The organism is Bradyrhizobium neotropicale (assembly GCF_001641695.1).
GTDB classification, from domain to species: Bacteria; Pseudomonadota; Alphaproteobacteria; order Rhizobiales; family Xanthobacteraceae; genus Bradyrhizobium; species Bradyrhizobium neotropicale.
The window spans coordinates 126,176-145,018 of the sequence record NZ_LSEF01000061.1; the positions used below are offsets into that span (position 1 = coordinate 126,176).

Annotated in this window: 19 protein-coding genes; 10 read left to right on the forward strand and 9 right to left on the reverse strand. The window is 65.0% G+C overall.

The features are described 5' to 3' along the window. Positions 1 to 2: 2 nt before the first annotated feature. The 3 genes from AXW67_RS20815 to AXW67_RS20825 all read left to right on the forward strand — a co-directional run bounded on the left by AXW67_RS20815 (position 3) and on the right by AXW67_RS20825 (position 3,112). Positions 3 to 206 (forward strand): hypothetical protein, encoded by a 204-nt coding sequence (locus AXW67_RS20815; RefSeq protein WP_063679348.1) that lies wholly within the window; start codon positions 3 to 5, stop codon positions 204 to 206. Between the two features lie 240 nt (positions 207 to 446). After that, complete coding sequence (locus AXW67_RS20820; RefSeq protein ID WP_063679399.1) at positions 447 to 1,592, forward strand: glycosyltransferase family 2 protein; 1,146 nt, start codon at positions 447 to 449, stop codon at positions 1,590 to 1,592. 17 nt (positions 1,593 to 1,609) lie between these two features. After that, positions 1,610 to 3,112, forward strand: a complete 1,503-nt coding sequence (locus AXW67_RS20825) for a glycosyltransferase family 39 protein (protein WP_063679349.1) — start codon at positions 1,610 to 1,612, stop codon at positions 3,110 to 3,112. Positions 3,113 to 3,124: 12 nt separating this feature from the next. Here AXW67_RS20825 and AXW67_RS20830 read toward each other — a convergent pair whose 3' ends face one another. Beyond that, entirely contained in the window at positions 3,125 to 5,014 is a 1,890-nt protein-coding gene (locus tag AXW67_RS20830) for a CHASE2 domain-containing protein (protein ID WP_063679350.1), read from the reverse strand. 63 nt (positions 5,015 to 5,077) lie between these two features. Next, on the reverse strand, positions 5,078 to 5,614 hold the full coding sequence (locus AXW67_RS20835; protein WP_063679351.1) for a FecR domain-containing protein: 537 nt from the start codon (positions 5,612 to 5,614) through the stop codon (positions 5,078 to 5,080). 645 nt (positions 5,615 to 6,259) lie between these two features. Between AXW67_RS20835 and AXW67_RS20840 the strand changes: the two genes are divergently transcribed. After that, entirely contained in the window at positions 6,260 to 7,342 is a 1,083-nt protein-coding gene (locus AXW67_RS20840; protein WP_063679352.1) for a DUF2778 domain-containing protein, read from the forward strand. Between the two features lie 7 nt (positions 7,343 to 7,349). Here the strand turns inward: AXW67_RS20840 and AXW67_RS20845 are convergent, their stop codons facing one another. Continuing rightward, positions 7,350 to 7,979, reverse strand: a complete 630-nt coding sequence (locus AXW67_RS20845; protein ID WP_063679400.1) for a glutathione binding-like protein — start codon at positions 7,977 to 7,979, stop codon at positions 7,350 to 7,352. A gap of 11 nt (positions 7,980 to 7,990) precedes the next feature. Then, on the reverse strand, positions 7,991 to 8,584 hold the full coding sequence (locus AXW67_RS20850) for a cysteine hydrolase family protein (protein ID WP_063679353.1): 594 nt from the start codon (positions 8,582 to 8,584) through the stop codon (positions 7,991 to 7,993). 125 nt (positions 8,585 to 8,709) lie between these two features. Between AXW67_RS20850 and AXW67_RS20855 the strand changes: the two genes are divergently transcribed. Further along, positions 8,710 to 9,552, forward strand: a complete 843-nt coding sequence (locus AXW67_RS20855; RefSeq protein ID WP_027552488.1) for a LysR family transcriptional regulator — start codon at positions 8,710 to 8,712, stop codon at positions 9,550 to 9,552. Positions 9,553 to 9,655: 103 nt separating this feature from the next. After that, a complete protein-coding gene (gene lepB / locus AXW67_RS20860) occupies positions 9,656 to 10,402 on the forward strand; it encodes a signal peptidase I (RefSeq protein ID WP_063679354.1) in 747 nt (248 codons plus the stop codon). A 75-nt stretch (positions 10,403 to 10,477) separates the two neighbouring features. On the opposite strand, the gene AXW67_RS20865 is transcribed toward lepB, so the two are convergent. The 3 genes from AXW67_RS20865 to AXW67_RS20875 form a co-directional block, all read right to left on the reverse strand. Next, on the reverse strand, positions 10,478 to 10,765 hold the full coding sequence (locus AXW67_RS20865) for a GIY-YIG nuclease family protein (protein ID WP_063679355.1): 288 nt from the start codon (positions 10,763 to 10,765) through the stop codon (positions 10,478 to 10,480). A 151-nt stretch (positions 10,766 to 10,916) separates the two neighbouring features. Beyond that, positions 10,917 to 12,557 carry a chaperonin GroEL gene (gene groL / locus AXW67_RS20870; protein WP_027552485.1) on the reverse strand — a complete coding sequence of 547 codons (1,641 nt, stop codon included), beginning with the start codon at positions 12,555 to 12,557 and terminating at the stop codon, positions 10,917 to 10,919. 45 nt (positions 12,558 to 12,602) lie between these two features. Further along, positions 12,603 to 12,917 carry a co-chaperone GroES gene (locus tag AXW67_RS20875; RefSeq protein WP_027552484.1) on the reverse strand — a complete coding sequence of 105 codons (315 nt, stop codon included), beginning with the start codon at positions 12,915 to 12,917 and terminating at the stop codon, positions 12,603 to 12,605. A gap of 365 nt (positions 12,918 to 13,282) precedes the next feature. Here AXW67_RS20875 and AXW67_RS20880 point away from each other — a divergent pair, with 365 nt between their 5' ends. Both AXW67_RS20880 and AXW67_RS20885 read left to right on the forward strand, forming a co-directional pair. Continuing rightward, a complete protein-coding gene (locus AXW67_RS20880; RefSeq protein WP_027552483.1) occupies positions 13,283 to 13,570 on the forward strand; it encodes an usg protein in 288 nt (95 codons plus the stop codon). A 173-nt stretch (positions 13,571 to 13,743) separates the two neighbouring features. Beyond that, the gene (locus AXW67_RS20885; RefSeq protein WP_027552482.1) at positions 13,744 to 14,292 is read left to right on the forward strand and encodes a cupin domain-containing protein; all 549 of its coding nucleotides are present in this window, start codon (positions 13,744 to 13,746) and stop codon (positions 14,290 to 14,292) included. A gap of 85 nt (positions 14,293 to 14,377) precedes the next feature. Here AXW67_RS20885 and AXW67_RS42785 read toward each other — a convergent pair whose 3' ends face one another. Then, positions 14,378 to 14,542: a hypothetical protein gene (locus tag AXW67_RS42785; protein WP_245315651.1), complete on the reverse strand. Its 165-nt coding sequence runs from the start codon at positions 14,540 to 14,542 to the stop codon at positions 14,378 to 14,380. A 197-nt stretch (positions 14,543 to 14,739) separates the two neighbouring features. Here AXW67_RS42785 and AXW67_RS20890 point away from each other — a divergent pair, with 197 nt between their 5' ends. Then, positions 14,740 to 15,957, forward strand: a complete 1,218-nt coding sequence (locus AXW67_RS20890; RefSeq protein ID WP_027552481.1) for a rhomboid family intramembrane serine protease — start codon at positions 14,740 to 14,742, stop codon at positions 15,955 to 15,957. Positions 15,958 to 16,151: 194 nt separating this feature from the next. Here AXW67_RS20890 and AXW67_RS20895 read toward each other — a convergent pair whose 3' ends face one another. Next, on the reverse strand, positions 16,152 to 17,402 hold the full coding sequence (locus AXW67_RS20895; protein WP_063679356.1) for a NupC/NupG family nucleoside CNT transporter: 1,251 nt from the start codon (positions 17,400 to 17,402) through the stop codon (positions 16,152 to 16,154). Positions 17,403 to 17,547: 145 nt separating this feature from the next. On the opposite strand from AXW67_RS20895, the gene AXW67_RS20900 reads away from it, so the two are divergent. Continuing rightward, the gene (locus AXW67_RS20900) at positions 17,548 to 18,798 is read left to right on the forward strand and encodes an MFS transporter (RefSeq protein WP_063679357.1); all 1,251 of its coding nucleotides are present in this window, start codon (positions 17,548 to 17,550) and stop codon (positions 18,796 to 18,798) included. Positions 18,799 to 18,843 lie beyond the last annotated feature (45 nt).

The window sequence follows — 18,843 nt, forward strand, 5'->3', positions numbered from 1 at the left end:
GCATGTCGTCTGAGTCGGTGGGTGGCATTTGTGGCGCGATCGTCGCGGCGATCGTGCTGGCGGTCGCCGTCGTCTTCGGGCCGATCGGCCAGTTCGGCAAGCCGCCCAAGCCCGCGAAGGCCGAGTCCGCTCCTGCGGCGGCGTCCGCGGCACCGGCCGCACCTGCGCCGCGCGGCCCCGTGATCCGGGAAGTGCCCAACCAATAGGGGCATGAAAAGGGGATTCTAACCCCTTGCGAAGCCGCTTTGCCGTGCCCATTTACCGCATAACGGCGACGTTGAGCGAAGAGCTCCGGAGCTGGGACGACCTTGGAATAGCTTGGGCCTGCGCCGGATGTACGCGCGGTCCGCCGTTCCGGGGTCGTTGGCATTTTAAGGCCCCTTTTCGGCCGTTCCCCCGAGAACCCCGGCTTGGCAGCGCAGGACGTGGCGGATATACGCTCCGTCATGAATGAAGCGATCAGACCGGGCCCCGAAAGCCCGCCGCAGGGCCAACAGATGGGTTCGCGGTCGCCAGAGCTTTCGGTCGTCGTCCCGACTTTCAACGAACGCGATAACGTCACGGTGCTGTACCGGCGGCTGGAGGCGACGCTTGCCGGCATCGCCTGGGAAGTCGTGTTCGTCGATGACAATTCTCCGGATGGCACCTGGGACGTCGTGCGCGCGCTGGCCCGGCGCGACAGCCGGGTGCGCTGCATCCGCCGCATCGGCCGCCGTGGCCTGTCCGGCGCCTGTATAGAGGGCATCCTGGCCTCCAGCGCGCCTTACGCGGCCGTGATCGACGCCGATCTCCAGCATGATGAGACGCAACTGCCGCGGATGCTGTCGCTGTTGATGAGCGGGCAGGCCGAACTCGTCGTCGGCAGCCGCTACATCGAGGGCTACAAGAGCGAGGGTTTCAACAACCAGCGCGCCGGCGCCAGCGCGCTCGCCACCGAGGTCGCAAAGCAGGTGCTGCGGGTCGAGATCGCCGATCCCATGAGCGGCTTTTTCATGATTCGCCGTGACCGTTTCGAGGAACTGGCGCCAAAGCTTTCCGTGCACGGCTTCAAGATCCTGCTCGACGTCGTCGCGAGCGCGCACGGTACGTTGCGCGCGGTCGAAGTTCCCTACACGTTCGGCGCGCGGCAGCACGGCGAGAGCAAGCTTGATTCCATGGTCGCGCTGGACTTTATCGGCCTCGTGCTGGCAAAGCTGACCAACGACATCGTCTCGCTGCGCTTCATCCTGTTCGCGATGGTGGGCGGCATCGGCCTCGTCGTGCACCTCAGCACGCTGTTCCTCGCGCTCGAGCTGTTCAATGTTCCGTTCGCGGAGGCGCAGGCGGCAGGCGCGCTCGTCGCCATGACCAGCAATTTCATCCTCAACAACTTCCTCACCTATCGCGATCAGCGACTCAAAGGCTTTGCGATCGTGCGCGGCCTGATCGCCTTCTACATCGTCTGCAGCGTCGGCCTGCTCGCCAATGTCGGCGTCGCCTTCTCGGTCTACGACCAGGAGCCGATCTGGTGGCTGGCGGGCCTCGCCGGCGCGCTGATGGGCGTGGTGTGGAACTATGCGATGTCCGGACTGTTCGTCTGGCGCAAGAAGTAGCGCGCCAAGGATCTGGCATGGGCGGGGCTGACGCGCGGATCGTCCGTAACACGGCGTTGGTGATCGTCGCGCTGGTCGCGCTGCGGCTGGTGGCCGCCGCCTTCACACCGATCACCTTCGACGAAGCCTATTACTGGATGTGGTCGAAGAACCTTGCGGGCGGCTACTACGACCACCCGCCGATGGTCGCGTTCGTGATCCGCGCCGGCACCATGATCGCCGGCGATACCGAGCTCGGCGTACGCTTGGTCTCGATCCTGCTCGCACTGCCGATGAGCTATGCAATCTACCGCTCGGCCGCGATCCTGTTCGGCGGGGCGCGTGTTGCCGCGACCAGCGTCATCCTGCTCAATGTGACCCTGATGGCCGCGGTCGGCACGATGATCGTCACGCCGGATGCGCCACTGCTGGTTGCCTCGAGCTTCGTCCTGTTCTTCCTCGCAAAGGTGCTGGAGACCGGGCGCGGCGCCTGGTGGCTCGCGGTCGGCGCCGCCGTCGGCGCGGCGCTGCTGTCGAAATACACCGCGATGTTCTTCGGTCCGGCGATCCTGATCTGGCTTGCCGTCGTGCCGAAGCTCAGGCGCTGGTTTCTCTCGCCCTGGCCCTATCTCGGCGGTCTCGTCGCGTTCGCGCTGTTCCTGCCGGTGATCCTCTGGAATGCCGACCATCAATGGGTTTCGTTCGCAAAGCAGCTCGGCCGCGCCAGGATCGAGGACTTCCGCCCCGTCTTCATCGCCGAGCTGATCCCGACCCAGATCGCCTTCGCGACGCCGCTCGTCTTCATCCTCGGCGCGATGGGGCTGCACGCGCTGACCTGGCGCAGGGCCGGCGCGCTCGCCTCGCGCGTGCTGATCGAGACGATGTTCTGGACCATCGTCGCCTATTTCGTCTGGCATTCGCTGCATGCCCGCGTCGAGGCCAACTGGTTCGCGCCGGTCTATCCGCCCTTCGTGGTCGCGGCTGCGGCCGCGGCCAATCTCTCGCAGTGGAAACCGCGCGAGCGGCGGTTGGTGGATTTCTGCCTGCGTTGGGCCGCGCCCGTCGGCATCGTGATGTTCGCCGCGCTCATCGTGCAGGCCAATACCGGTGTGCTGTCCGGCTACCGTCGCGATGCGACGGTGCGCAGCGTCGGCGTCGGCTGGCCCGAGCTTGCGGCGGAGATCGAAGCCGCGCGTGTCCGCAGTGGTGCGAGCTGTGTTCTCGCGCCGGACTACGGCACGACCGGCTGGCTCGCCTTCTATTTGCCGCGCGGCACCTGCGTGGTGCAGCAGAACCAGCGCATCCGCTGGATCAATATGCCCGAGCCTGATCCAAGGCTGCTCGCGGGCAAGCTGATCTATGTCGACGAGCTCCGCCCCTCCGGCCATCCCTTCCTCAACGACCTCTTTGCGCAGGTGACGCGCGTTGCGGAATTGCAGCGCAAGCGGGGGCCGCTCGTCGTCGAGACCTACGGCATCGATTTGCTGGAAGGCGCCAAGGGCGATGTGCTGGACCGCTCGCCGCCGCCGGAAGCGCAGTAGCGGTCCGCGGCCTCAGCCCGCCGCGTCGGCTTCGGCAGCCGCCTGTCCCGGTTGTCTCTCATCGCGCCAGAACCAGACCGTGACCGTGCCGGAGCGGCCGCGAACCTGCGTGCGCAGCGGGCCTCTCAGCGTGCTGTCGGGATCGCCGAGGAAGTCGGCCGCATCCAGCAGCGTATCGCTGAGCGCGAGCCTTGCATCGTGCTGGGCGGCGACCTCCATCAGCCGGCTCGCGATGTTGACGGTGTCGCCGGTCGCGGTGATGTGCTGGTGGCTTCCGCCGAGGCGCGAGGCGACGATGGGGCCGAAATGCGCGCCGATCTTGAAGTCGAGCTGATCCCGGATCGAAGGCTGCAGCGATGCAATCCAGCCCTGAACGGCGCGATGCAGCTCGACTGCGCATTTCATCGCGCGCGCGGCATCATCTGGCATCGCGCGCGGCAGGCCGAACAGGATCATGGCGCCGTCGCCGAGAAAGCCGGTGATCATTCCGCCGGAGGAGACCGCGGATTTGTCGATCAGCGCGTGAAAGGCTTTGAGCAAGTCGCGAAGCGTATCCGGATCGATCCATTCGCTGAGCGAGGTGAAGCCGGAAAGATCAATGAAGACGACCGCGGCGTTCTGCCGGACCGGTTTTGCCAGGAAATCGGGATCGCGCGCCAGCCACTCCTGCACTGCCGGCGCCTGGAATTGCGCCAGTGATCGGCTCTTGGCGGCGAGATATTGCGTCCGGCGGCCTCCCGCCCACAATTGCACGCCGGCGAAGACCGCGACGGGCGGCACCGCTGCGGCAAGCGTGGTTGCGGCGTTGAGCCAGATGCCGTGCGTGAACGCGAACAGGTTCAGCGCCGCCCAGGCCATCATCACCGCGGCGGCTGCGACGAGCCCGAGCGCGCTTCGCCGCCAGGCGAGCAGGCCCACCAGCAGCATCGGCAGCAGGATCGCGGCGAGCGCGTCGGCGATATGAACCCTGCGATCGCGCACGATGCCGTCGCCGGCAACGAGATGGGTGATGGCGGTCGAGACCACTTCGACACCGGGCATCAGGGTATCGAACGGCGTCGGGAAGAAATCGCCGCCGCCGGCGACGGAGGCGCCGATCACGACGATCCGGTTCTCGATCGCTGCGCGGTCGAGCGTGCCGTCGAACACGGTCTGCGCGCTGACCGTGCGGATCGTACGGCGCGGACCGTAATAGGTGATCGGCAGCGCGAAGTCGGTGTCGGTCGGTACCGCGCGATCGCCGAGCATGAGATGGTCCGGTGCGATCGTCAGCGGCTTGTCGAGCGCCCGGCTCGCGACCCGCAGGGGAAACGACAATTCGACCTTGTCGTTCGTCTTGAACAGCATCGGGACCGAGAGCGGGGAGCCCGACTGTCCCGTCGCGACGTTCACGACGCCGACCTCGGCGCGATCGGCGAAGGCCGGTAGCGGCAGCAGGAAGCGTTCGGCCTGGGGCAGGGTGGCGAGCGGCCCGTCGCCGGTCGCCGCCACGGTGTCGATGGCGGCCGGAAAGATCGCCGCAGCGGCGAGGATCGCGGGACTGCTGGCGAGCGAATGCGCCAGCGTGGCATCGCCGAGTCCACCGCTGCGATCGACCAGCAGGAGGTCGACGGCAATGACCTTCGGCTTGAATTGCGCGACGGTGTCGACCACGCGCGCGAGATCGGCACGCGGCAGCGGGTAGCGGCCGCCGCGCTTCACGACGGCGTCGTCGATCGCAACGATGGTGACGAGATCGGGTGGACGCTGCACGCCGCGCGCCAGCGTGCGCAAATCCGTCAGCGTTGCCTCGAGACGATCCAGAAACCGCAGATGGCCGTTGGCATGAGCCGCATAGATGCTGGCGCCCCACAGCGCGGTGAGGACGAGCGCAACCAGGATCTCAACGCGTCGGCTACTCATATGGCCGTTTGCAATCCGCTCTCTTGTCCAAAACTTACTGTCCGAGCCTTATTGTCCGAGCCCCTATTGTCCGAGCCTTGCCATCAAGGCGTCGATGCGCGGCTGGCCCCAGCGCTTGACCTCCAGCGTGCCGGCCGCTTCGACGTCGACGCCGTCACCCGGTCCGAGCACGACGGCGCGTCCGCGAGTCCTGCGGCCGACGCCGACACGTCCGTCGGCGACGAAGACGGACGTCTTGCCGTCGGCGGCATCGACGGCCCATCTGGTGCCGCGCACCGCCGCGATCGCCTGCGGTGTCAGCACCTTGAAGGGATTGCCGCCGGGCTTCTTGGGAACCTCGATGAGCAGGGCCTTGCTGCTCAATTCCACGGAATCAATATGTCCGTCGCGGTTGGCGTCCTTAAGTTCAAATCTGGCGCCGTTTTCAGCAATGATCGTGATGCCGTTGTCGCAGCGCCAGGTCTGCGCATGAGTGGCCTGGGTGCCGGCGGCGGATGGCGACGACGTGCAACCTGCGTTGGCGGGCTGCGCGGCGGCCTGTCCCATCAACAGAAACGACCACGCCAGAGCCAGGCATCCGGCGCGTATGCCCCTTTTCATGTCAGCCTCCATTCGCGTGGTCGGCACATTTCAAGGCGATGTTGATACGGTACCGTATCACGCGCTGAGGCTGCTGAAAAGTGCCGTGCTCGCAGCTATTTTGTCGCTGGGCACATTTCCAGATTGAGCGCGATCAACTTTCGGTCACGCCGCCGTGTCGCGGAAGACCGCAACAGCGGCGCTGCGTGCCCGCATCATCTCGCGCGCGTCGAATGGAAGGACTCACCAGCCTCGCGCAACGCTTCGTCGCTATGGTCGGACGGCATTTTGAGATCACGAAAATGGCGTAGTTGGATGCGTCATACAGCGTGCTGCAGAGCCCAGATGATCGCGCCGAGAGGCGTGAGAATTATGGTTAACAGCCCCGCCTAAGTCCGTAGTTCTTCGGGCTTTTTTCCCTAAATGGGACAGCATTAACGAGTTGCCCCATATCTGCCCGAACTTAATCCGCATTTAACTAAAAGTGGCCTTAATGACGCTCCGACCTCCTGCGAGATGCTGCAGTCGGAACGTGACCAGCAGCGGCACTTCGAAGGGGGACTGAGTGACACCGTCCTGGACGCAAGGCGAATGAGTACGAGTATCGCTGCGCAGAGTTACGCGGCACGGAAGTCCAAAGATTCTTTTCGGAAGTCTTCCCGGAACATGACCACCCAAAAGGTGCTTGGCGCCGCTGCGATCGGCTGCCTCGTGCTGGGAGCCGGCTGGACCGTCTACAGCAACATCTTTGCCGCGAGCGTCTATCCGACGGTCGGCAGCACCGGCTACGACGAGCCGGTGATCAAGCGCGCGCCGAGGGTGGCGCTGCGCGAGGCGGGCGAGGCGGTGAGGGAAGCTTTCTCGCTGCTGCCCGACCGGGTGCAGGTCGCCGCGCCGATCACGCAAGAGATGTTCAACGAGCGCTTTGCGGCCGCTGCGACCCGGGGTGTGGAGTCGAACGCGGCGAGCGCCGCGCTGCAGGCTCCTGCGACGAAGATGGCGGATGCCAAGGACGCGAAGCCCGCCGCGCCCGTGAAGGTTGCGGAAGCGCCGAAGTCGCAGGGCCCGGCCAAGATCGCTGACGCCGCGAAGGCCAAGCGCGGCGCTGACGCGCCAGTGCAGCTTGCGGCCGCCGAGCCGGCCGAGACCGCGCACCTGCCCGAGGCGAAGCCGAAGTCGTTCGCCGATCGCGCCAAGGCGGCGGTGATGTCGATCACCGGCCCGCGCCAGTCGATGATCGAAAAACTCTGGGGCAAGCGCGAGCCCTCCGGCGGGCTGCTCGCCTATGCGTCGGCCGATGCCAGCGTGACCGCGAGCATCGCGCCGAAGGAGCAGAATCCCATGCTCGGCGGTGCGCCGCCCTATGAGCGCGACACGGCGGTCTACGACATCACCGCCAAGACGGTCTACCTGCCCGACGGCACCAAGCTCGAGGCGCATTCCGGCCTCGGCTCCAACCTCGACGATCCGCGTTCCTCGCGCGTCCGCATGCGCGGCGTGACGCCGCCGCACATCTACACGCTGAAGCCGCGCGAGGCGCTGTTCCACGGCGTGCCCGCGCTGCGCCTGACCCCGATCGGCGGCGAGAACGCGATCTATGGCCGCGACGGCCTGCTCGCCCACACCTTCATGCTCGGGCCGAACGGCGATTCCAACGGCTGTGTGTCGTTCAAGGACTACTACGCCTTCCTCGACGCCTATCGCAACAAGGGCATCCGCAAGCTCGCGGTGCTGTCGCGGGTGGAGTGATCCGCGCTTAAGACGCGACCGTCTTTCGCAGCGCCATCTCGGTCGCAATCGCTTCCCTCACGGCCGGCCGCGCCTGCATGCGGCCGAGATAGGCTGACAACGACGGCCATTGCGCGATGTCCACGCCTGCGGGACGGAGCAGCAGCAAGGCCCAGGTGAGATGCGCATCCGCAACGGTGAAGCGGTCGCCGACGAGGAATTCGTGGGTTTCGAGATGCGTGGCCGGCACCGACAGCGTCTGGCCGATCCTTGCACGCGGCTTGGCGAGCGACGCGTCGTCCTTGTACCAGAAGGTCGGAAACAGGAACGCCTTGTGGATCTCGGCGCCGATGAAGCTTAGCCACTCCTGCAGGCGATAGCGATTGGGATCGCCGGGCCGCGCCGCGAGGCCGAGCTCAGGCTTCAAATCGGCGATATATTGCAGCACCGCTGCGCTCTCGGTCAGCCGTTCGCCGTTCTCCAGGATCAGGACCGGCACGGCGCCTTTCGGCGAAACGCCGCGGAAGTCGCTGCCGTCGTCCACGACCTTCTTGGTCCAGATATGGGCGAGGTGATAGCGCGCCTCGATGCCGGCCTCCATCAACGCGATGCGGCTCGCAAGCGAGCAGGCCATGGGAAAGAAATAGAGCTGCAGCATCGCGTGCTCCGTCACGTCAGCGCGTCGCCGCGCGCGATGAGCGCGAAGCGATCCGACAGCTCGGCCAGCGCGACCTCGTGAATGGTGGCGGCGGCGATCGTCCCGCCGCGGCCGTCGGGCAGGTCGCGGGTGGCGCAGGCGTCGGCGGCGATGGTGGTGCGGAAGGCCAGATCGAGCGCGGCGCGCGCGGTCGAACTTACGCACATATGGGTCATGAAGCCCGCCAGCACGATGTTCTTGCGTCCGGTCGCGGCAAGGCGGGCTTGCAGACCGGTGCCGGCAAAGGCGTTCGGCAAGGCTTTCTCGATCACCGGCTCGCTCGCAAGCGGAGTCAGGCTCGTGACGATCGCACCGCGCTCGGCCTCGCGGTCGAACAGGCTTCCGGCGCGGCCCTTGTGCGCGATGTGGAAGATCGCAGCGCCGCTTTGTCGCGCGCGTGCGAGCAGGCGAGACGCGCTCGCGATCGCGGCCTCGGCGTCGGGCAGCGCGAGCGGGCCGGCGCGGTATTCGTTCTGGATGTCGATCAGGATGAGACAGGACGCGCCAAGCGTGGGCGGGTTCAGGTCGGCGCCGGCGAGTTCGAGCAGGGTCTTTGGGGCGGTCATGAGAGCCTTTCCATGAAGTCGGACCGCCGCAGGCTAGCGCGGCCGCGGCCAGCATTCGTGCAGGACTATTGCAGCAGGTGGCTGCATATTTGCAGGCAAGGCAGCCTGCGTGCTAATCGTTGCGGATGAACTGGGACGACCTGCGCATCATCGCCGCCGTGCGGGACGAGGGCACCTATGCCGGTGCGAGCGCGCGGCTGCGCATCGACGAGACCACGGTCGGGCGGCGTCTTGCCCGCATCCAGCGCGACCTTGGCGTGCCGCTGTTCGAGGCCGTGGACGGCGTGCGCCGGCCGACAGGGCATTGCGAGAAGGTGCTCGCGCATATCGGTGCGATTGCCGGACACGTCGCCGAGATCGGGCGGATCAGGGAAAGCGAGCCGGGCCCGGTCGGGCGGCTGCGCATCGCCTCCACCAATTCGGTCGCGGAGGAGCTGCTCGCGCCGCGCGCCGAGCCATTCTTGCGCGAGAACCCGGGCCTGACCCTGCAATTCCTCACCTCGAGCGAGAACGTCAAGTTCTCGCGCTGGCAGGCCGATCTCGCCATCCGGCTGCGCAAGCCGGAGAAGGGCGACTTCACCATCTCCAAGCTTGCCGAGGTGAAGCTGTATTTCTTCGAGCCGGCGGAGGCAGTCGATGCCGCGCCGGTGGTCTGCGCCTATCCGGACGAGCTCGATGCGATTCCGGAGTCGCAGTACTTGCGTGCAAGGCGCCTCGGTGCTGCGCGCTGCATCACCGACAATGTCCGCGTCATCCAGACGTTGATCAGGTCGCATCGCGCCGTCGGTGTCTTGCCGGAGCACAATTGCGCGACGCTGCTGGCCGATCGCAGCCTGCGCGCAACGCTCCTCGGCAAGCGTCGCGACGTCTGGCTGCTGGTGCAGAACCATCTGAGACGCGATCCGGCGACGCGTTTGACCATCGAGTGGCTGCGGCTCTGTTTCAGGGACCTCGCGCACCCGCGTTGAACGCAGGTAAGGCGCCGTGCGACCAAGTTGGGGATTGCAGGGATTGCGCGCGTCCCTAGGTTGCGCAATCTCGCGATCACCACAATCTCGATCGGGCAGGTGCATGACCACTCTTCAGGAAACCATCCGGCCGTCGGCGCAGTCCAGGGAATGGAAGGCGATCGTCATCCTGATCCTGCTGATCCCGTTGCTGTGGTCGCCGCCGTTCTTGATCCGCTTCTTTCTGTTCCAGCCGTTCAACATACCTTCCAGCTCGATGGCTCCGACGCTGGTCGTCGGCGATTACGTGTTCGCCGCGAAATATGCCTATGGCTACAGCCGCTATTCGTTTCCCTATTCGCCGTCCTGGCTCTCAGGCCGCGTCTTTGCCGCCGAGCCCGAGTACGGCGACCTCGTCGTGTTTCGCTCGCCGAAGGACACCTCCATCGACTACATCAAGCGCGTGGTCGGGCTGCCCGGCGATCGCATCCAGGTGCAGCTGGGGCAGCTTATCCTCAACGACCGCGCGGTGACGCGCGTCCCGCTCAAGGACACGCCCGGCGGCTCCGTCTGCGGGGGCGATGCCGGCGCGAAGGTCAAGCGCTGGCGCGAGACGCTACCGAACGGCACGAGTTACGTGACCTACGACTGCATCGACAACGGTTTCTACGACAACACCAACGTCTACACGGTGCCGCCAGGCCATCTCTTCGTGCTCGGCGACAACCGCGACAACTCGAGCGACAGCCGCGCGACGAAGGCGATGGGCTTTGTGCCGATGGACAATCTCGTCGGCCGGGTGACGCGGATCTTCTGGTCGCTCAACGCCGACGGCGAGCCGCGGTTCGAGCGGCTGGGGAAGGTGCAATAAGCTTGCGGGCCAACCTCCTTTCGTCATTCCGGGGCGGCGCGCAGCGCCGAGCCCGGAATCCATTGCTCCACAAGCTCAGCCCGCAATTTGCGGATACGAGTCGATCCACTCGGGATTCTGCTCCTCAATGAGCCGGATCTTCCATTCCCTCCGCCACTTCTTCAATTCCTTCTCACGCTCTATGGCGGTGACGGGATCGTCGTAGACCTCGAACCACACCAGCCTGTCGACGGCGTATCGCTTGCTGAAACCAGCAACAGCTTTGCTCTTATGCTCGTGGGTGCGGCGGACGATATCGTTCGTCACGCCGAGATAGAGCGTGCCGTATTTCTTGCTGGCGAGGAGATAGACGCAATAGGCCATGAGCGAGTGGTGAAATGGATTCCGGGCTCGGCGCTGCGCGCCGCCCCGGAATGACGAGTAAGATACCACTTTTGCGTGTACTGTCCGAAAACAAAAACCCCGGCATCGCTGCCGGGGTTTCGCATTCTTGTCGTTCGCCAGAACGGCTGGATTAGAAGTCCATGCCGCCCATGCCGCCACCCGGGGGCATCGCCGGACCGGCGCCGCCCTTCTTGGGCAGCTCGGCGACCATGGCTTCGGTGGTGATCAGGAGAGCCGCAACCGAGGCTGCGTTCTGGATCGCGGTGCGCACGACCTTGGTCGGGTCGATGATGCCCTTGCTGACCAGGTTGACGTATTCGCCGGTCTGGGAGTCGAAGCCGTAATTGTAGGTCTTGTTCTCCAGGATCTTGCCGACGATCACCGAGCCGTCTTCGCCGGCGTTGATCGCGATCTGGCGGGCCGGCGCGGACAGCGCCTTGCGCACGATCTCGACGCCGGTCTTCTGGTCGTCGTTCTTGGTGCGCAGGCCCTTGAGCTGCTCGGAAGCACGGAGCAGGGCGACGCCGCCGCCCGGGACGATGCCTTCCTCGACAGCCGCGCGGGTCGCATGCATCGCGTCATCAACGCGATCCTTGCGCTCCTTCACCTCGACCTCGGTCGCGCCGCCGACGCGGATCACCGCGACGCCGCCCGCGAGCTTGGCGAGACGCTCCTGGAGCTTCTCACGGTCGTAGTCCGAGGTGGTCTCCTCGATCTGCGCCTTGATCTGGGCCACGCGCGCCTCGATGTCGGCCTTCTTTCCGGCGCCGTTGACGATCGTGGTGTTCTCCTTGTCGATCATCACCTTCTTGGCGCGACCGAGCATGTTGAGCGTGACGTTCTCGAGCTTGATGCCGAGATCTTCCGAGATCGCCTGGCCGCCGGTCAGGATCGCGATGTCCTGCAGCATGGCCTTGCGGCGATCGCCGAAGCCCGGAGCCTTGACGGCCGCGACCTTCAGGCCGCCACGGAGGCGGTTCACGACGAGGGTGGCGAGAGCTTCACCTTCGACGTCCTCGGCGACGATGACCAGCGGCTTGCCGGTCTGCACCACGGCCTCGAGCAGCGGGAGCAGCTCGTTCAGCGAGGAGAGCTTCTTCTCGTTGATGAGGATGTAGGCGTCGTCCATCTCAACGCGCATCTTGTCGGCGTTGGTGACGAAGTAGGGCGAGATGTAGCCACGGTCGAACTGCATGCCCTCGACGACGTCGAGCTCGGTCTCGAGCGACTTGGCTTCCTCGACGGTGATGACACCCTCGTTGCCGACCTTCTTCATGGCGTCGGAGAGGAACTTGCCGATCTCCGCGTCGCCGTTGGCGGAGATGGTGCCGACCTGGGCGATCTCGTCGTTCGAGGTGACCTTCTTCGAGTTCTTCTCGAGGTCGGCCACGACGGCTTCGACCGCGAGGTCGATACCGCGCTTCAGGTCCATCGGGTTCATGCCGGCGGCGACCGACTTGGCGCCTTCCTTCACGATCGCAGCCGCGAGCACGGTCGCGGTGGTGGTGCCGTCGCCGGCCGCGTCAGCGGACTTGGAGGCGACTTCGCGCACCATCTGCGCGCCCATGTTCTCGAACTTGTCCTCGAGCTCGATCTCCTTGGCGACGGTGACGCCGTCCTTGGTGATGCGCGGAGCGCCGAACGACTTGTCGAGCACGACGTTGCGGCCCTTCGGGCCGAGGGTGACCTTCACCGCATTGGCGAGGATATCGACGCCGCGCAGCATCTTGTCGCGGGCTTCAACCGAGAATTTGACTTCTTTGGCTGCCATCTGGATTTTTCCTTGAGGTGTTTGACTTGAGGGAGAGGGGGGCTGTTAGGCCGCCTTCTTCTTGGAATCGCTGACTTCGAGAACGCCCATCACGTCGCTCTCCTTCATGATCAGCAGGTCCTGGCCGTCGATCTTGACTTCGGTGCCGGACCACTTGCCGAACAGCACGCGGTCGCCGACCTTCAGGTCGATCGGGATCAGCTTGCCAGCCTCGTCGCGGCCACCGGGGCCAACGGCGACGACTTCGCCCTGGGAGGGCTTTTCCTTGGCAGTGTCGGGAATGATGATGCCGCCAGCGGTCTTCTCTTCTGCGTCGATGCGCTTGACCACGACGCGGTCGTGAAGCGGACGGAATTTCATGCAGTCCTCCTAAGTAGTTGCACGAGTTGGAGATTTTCAGGTGTTAGCAATCGCTGCCCGCGAGTGCTAGCACGAGCGAGGCTGAAATAGGACAGGAATTTTGCGGGGGCAAGGGCTTGTAGCAGAAAAATCAGCAGTCCCAAGCGTGCTCTGCCAATTTCTCTTTACCATCGTTAACCCGTATTAGCACGGGCATGCATCTGCTGCTAACGCATTGAATTTCAACAGCTTGTTAAACCTTTGGGCTTGAGATGGATTGTCAGTTTGCGTCACATTTCTCTCATGTGAGCGCATCTCCGCCGGGTGGCTCCCGGGGCACGGATCAAGCCACCCGCTGAATATGCGCTCCTGCAAAGGAGGTTGGCATGGGCTTACGGGTTGGGGGCGTTTCCGAGGACTTCCGGAAACAGATGCTGGGTTACGGGCTGACGACGGCGCAAATTCTCTATCGGATGCCGGATCACCCCTCGCTGCTGCAGACCTACGTCTGGCAGAACTACGATGTCTTCCCGAAATTCCCGGCGCTGACCGACTTCCTGGCATTCTGGGAGGAGAAGCTCGACGGCCCGCTATTCTCGGTGACTGTAGCGCACTCCAAGCTGATCAAGCCCGCCGAGCTGCGCGCCGTGGACGGGGTGTTCAGGTTGCATTGACGCCGGACGCGGCGCCGCAGCACTGGTAGGGTGGGCAAAGGCGCGCTCGTGCGCGCCGTGCCCACCATCTCTCCACGATCGCATTTGCATGGTGGGCACGCTCCGCTTTGCCCACCCTACGATTTCTCATTTCTGTGCTAGCCTCTTGTCCATAACAACAACGGGAGGCAGCCATGGCCAAGTCCAAGAAGCCGGCATCGCGCAGCGCCGCGCAGTCCGCGGTCCGGAAGAAGTGGAGCGGCAACAAGACCGCGGCGCGGTCCACCGCACGCAAGACGGTGAAGGCGAAGGCCCGCACGACAGCGGCCAAGTCAACTGCCAGGAAACCTGCACGGCCCAAGCAGCGCATTGCCGTCAGCCATCACCGCGAAGAAGATTTCAAGGCCGACGGCCTGCGCGCCTACGCCCAGTATCGCGACCTCGGCATTTCCGCCGCAACCCACGGTCTCGCGCAAGCGCATGTCATTCGCCTGCTGCCGCCGTGCAATCCGGCCGAGGTCTCGAAGCTTCACTATCACGACGTCGAATTCCAGATGGTCTATGTGCTCAAGGGCTGGGTGAAGACCTACATGGACGGGCAGGGCGAGACCATGATGATGCAAGGCAGCGCCTGGACCCAGCCGCCGAAGATCAAGCACATGATTTTGGATTATTCGGACGACGTCGAACTGCTGGAGGTGATCCTGCCGGCGGAGTTCAAGACGGTGGAGTTGAAGGCGTAGGCCGCTGTCAGGAAGGGCGCACACGTCTCTCCACTCGTCATTCCGGGGCGCGACGAAGTCGCGAGCTATGATGCGCAATTGCGCATCAGAGAATCCATCGGGCCGCATCACACGCGGCAAAATGGATTCCGGGCTCGCCGCTCCGCGGCGCCCCGGAATGACGGGTGGAACACGTCGTCAGCGGCGTCGGCGACAGCTTTGAGAAGTCGACATAGGCGACCAGTTCGTTGAGCACGGTCTTGGTGCCCATCAAGCTTCTAGCGGTCACGGCCTGATCCCAGATACTGCGGTCATGTGGCAGTACAGGCGATCGCTAGAATGCGCCCGATCCGCGAAACCGGGCAGTTACCTATCGGATGATTTCAGCCGCCGCGCAGGGCGGCCGCTAACCTGTCGAAAATACCCCTCGCGTCAACTCAAGGCTGTGAAAATGCGGGAAATGCTTTCATGGCGACCAACACTTTTGGCCGACGCGGCGCGGTGGCGCCACCCCCAAGAGCATCGTTTCAACCCGTCGCCGCGCCGATCGCGTCAGCGGTCGTGCGCGACCGCGCTCGGTCCTTGTCCAGTGAGGGGACGCTTTTTGGCGACAACAAGCTTCTGGCCGATATCCCTTTCCTCACCATTGGCCTGATTTTCGGTCTGCTCCTGATCTTCGCTCTGCAACGCAGTCTGGCCATCGACATTGCGCCGGACGGCTCACTCGATGTCCACTCGCTGATCGCTCAGGGCGCGTCCGGCTATGATCTGGTTGTCGGAAGGGGAGAGTGGTGGCGGATTGGCCTTGCGCCGCTTCTGCATGGCAGCGATTGGCACCTCATAGGCAACGCCATTGCGCTGTTCATCGTCGGCGTCAGGCTGGAGCCTCTGATCGGCCGTGGCTGGTTTTCGCTGATCTTTGTTGCCAGTGCGTTGGTCGGCGAGGCCGGCTCGCTCCTGGGCAATGCGCCCGGCGTGCCAGGCGTCGGTGCGTCCGGCGCCATTACCGGGCTCATCGCCGCGCTGTTTGTCGCGAGCTTCGATCCCGAAGCGGACGCCGATCAAACAATGTCGAGACTGAAGACGTCGCTCTTCTTCGGTGTTCCCGCACTGCTGCCGCTTGCCTTTGGAGCCTCCGGCAATGTTGACTATTTTGCCCATGCTGGTGGTGCGCTGGCCGGCGGCGCGCTTGCCATCATGCCGTGGCTCGTCTTCTGGTCCTATGACAGCCTGCCGCGGAGCGCCAGTATGACGCTGCTCGCAGGATGCGTCGGATCTCTGATCTGCGCCGGCTTCGCCGCTGCTCATTATTCGTCCTACATGGCCGACGCCGCGCACTATATCCCCGCGTCGGAAATGCCGGCGAATGGCGACGAGCGCGTCAGCCGGTCTTTCGATCTCGTCACCCGCTACCCGAAAGACCCGCGGGCTCATCTGTTCCATGCGATCTTCCTCATGGGACAAAAGAGCTTCGCTGCCGCCGAGGCGGAAGTGCGAACCGCCATGTCGCTCGCCGCATCAGATGTGGCGGGCGGGCCGGTGCGCTCCGCGGCGCCGGCCGTGATGGCGGTGGTGCTGTACGCGCAGGGACGTGACAGTGAGGCGAAGGCCATGGCGGCCGAGCCGTGCCGTGCCAAGCAGGGTGAGGTGCGTCGTATCTTGGAGAAGACGAAGTTGTGCGGTTGACCGGAAGGTGGAGCTGAAGGCGTAGGCACTGTTAGGAGGGCGCCCACTTCTCTCCGTTGTCATTCCGGGGCGCGTGCAGCGCGAGCCCGGAATCCATTTCACCGCAAGCGCTGACGCTCGATGGATTCTCTGATGCGCAATTGCGCATCATAGCTCGCGACTTCGTCGCGCACCGGAATGACAGGCGGAGAGAGCTAACTCAACACCCCCACGATCGCGCCCATCAGGCAGGTCGTCAGTGTCCCCGATACGATCGACTTCAGTCCGAGCGCGTTGATCTCGTCGCGCCGCTTGGGCGCCATCACCCCTAAGCCGCCGATCATGATGCCGAGGCTGGCGAAATTGGCGAAGCCGCACATCGCATAGAGCATGATCAGGCGCGAGCGTGCATCGAGCGCGTCCGGCGACAGCTTCGACAGATCGACATAGGCGATCAATTCGTTGAGCACGGTTTTCGTGCCCATGAGACTGCCGGCCGTGACGGCCTGATCCCAGGGCAGGCCCATCAGCCAGCACACCGGCGCCATCACCAGCCCGAGCAGCCGTTGCAGCGAGATCGCGGCGCCGCCAATGTTGGGCAGCAGGCCGAGGATGGCGTTGACGAGATAGACCAGCGCCACCAGCACCAGCAGCATCGCGACGATGTTGAGCAGCAGCTCGAGGCCTGCGCTCGTGCCTTTCACGATGGCATCCATCGTGCTGGAGACCTCCATCTCGGGATCCTCCAGCGCGCCGCCGGTGCGCTTGTCGCTGGTCTCGGGCACCATGATCAGGCTGACGAGGATCGCAGCCGGCGCGCCGAGCACGGATGCGATGACGAAATGCGCGGCTGCATCGGGGATCAGCGGCGCCAGCAGCGTCGCATAGAGCACGAGCACCGTGCCGGCGATGCCGGCCATGCCGCCGGTCATCACCAGGAACAATTCGCTGCGGGTCATCTGCGCCAGATACGGCCGCACGAACAGCGGCGCCTCGACCATGCCGAGGAAGATGTTGGCGGCGGTCGACAGCCCGACCGCGCCGCCGACGCCGAGCGTACGTTCGAGCAGCCAGGCCATGCCGCGCACGATCGGCGGCAGTACGCGCCAATAGAACAGCAGCGTCGTCAGCACGCTCATGACCAGGACGATCGGCAGGGCCTGGAACGCCAGGATGAAGTCGGCTCCGGGCACCTTGACGTCGAAGGGCGGGGGGCCGCCCCCGATATAGCCGAACACGAAGGACGAGCCGGCGCGCGAAGCCGACGAGATCGCGCCGACTGCGTCGTTGATGGCGCCGAAGGCGTGCGCGACGACCGGCAGCTTCAACAGGACGACCGCGGTGACAAGAGTGACGACGAGCCCGATCGCCGCCTGGCGCAGCGAGACCGCGCGGCGGTTTTCGCCGAGCGCCCAGGCGATCAGCAGCAATGCAAAAATGCCGAGTGCCGATTGCAACCGCAGCATGATGTCCCCAAACCCCCAATGATTATGGCAGCTCGTGCATTGCAAACGCAATGCCGGGAGCTGACCAAAGCCTCCCGCTGTTGACAAGCAAGCCGGTGTCAGCCACGCGGGGCTACGTCAAGATCCGGCGCGGATGGTCGAATAGGTGAGTCAAGAGCTAAGTGAAGGGCAGGCGGTGCCGGCGAATCCGCCGGTCAGTGCCCGCGCGCTCCTCTCCCATCGCGCCTTCCTGTTCTTCCTGCTCTCGCGCAGCCTGTCGCGCTTTTCCAGCCAGATCGCGGCGGTCGCGATCGGTTGGCAGATCTACGATCTCACCGGCTCGGCCTTCGACCTCGGCATGGTCGGGCTCGTGCAGTTCCTTCCCACGGCGCTGCTGGTGTTCGTCGCCGGCCACGCCGCCGACCGCTTCGAGCGCAAGCGCGTCGTGCAGCTCTGCCAGCTCGTGGAAGCGGCGACCGCGCTCTATCTCGCCGTCATCACCTGGCTCGGCGCGGTCGGCGAGGTGCAGATTTTCGTCGCGACCTTCGTGCTCGGCATCGCCGGAGCCTTCGAGAGCCCGACGACCGCGGCGATGCTGCCGCTGATCGCACCGCAGGGATCGCTCCAGCGCGCGACCGCGATCTCGAGCGGCGCGGCGCAGGTCGCGACCATCACCGGGCCCGCGCTCGGCGGCTTCGCCTATGCGATCGCACCGCATCTCGCTTACGCCGTGATGGTGCTGTTCTGGCTTCTCGGCATGATCCTGACCGGCTTCATCCGGCCGCGCCCGCAGGCGATCGCCAAGGATGCGAGCGGGGACAACATCTTTGCCGGCGTCCGCTTCATCCGCGGCAATCCGGCGATCCTCGGTACCATCTCGCTCGACTTGTTCGCCGTGCTGTTCGGCGGCGTCACCGCGCTCTTGCCGATCTATGCCCGTGACATCCTGCAGACCGGCCCGGTCGGGCTCGGCGTGCTGCGCGCCGCGCCCGCGGTTGGCGCGCTGCTGATGACCATGGTGCTGGCGCGACACGCCATCTCGCGGCATGTCGGCCTGCGCATGTTCCAGGCCGTGATCGTGTTCGGGGTTGCCACCGTCGTCTTCGCGCTGTCGTCCTGGATGTGGCTCTCGGTGCTGTCGCTCGCAATTCTCGGTGCGGCCGACACGATCAGCGTCGTGATCCGCTTCTCGCTGGTGCAGTTGGCTACGCCCGACGAAATGCGCGGCCGCGTCGGTGCGGTGAACTTCCTCTTCATCAACGCCTCGAACCAGCTCGGCCAGTTCGAGAGCGGCCTGACAGCCGCACTGTTCGGCGCCATGCCCGCTGCCGTGCTCGGTGGTGTCTGTACCGTCGCGGTGGCGCTATTGTGGATGAAGCTGTTTCCGAGCCTTCGGCAGGTGGAGAGTCTGGAGTAGGGGTCTGAGCCCCCTCCGCCGTCATTGCGAGCGCAGCGAAGCAAT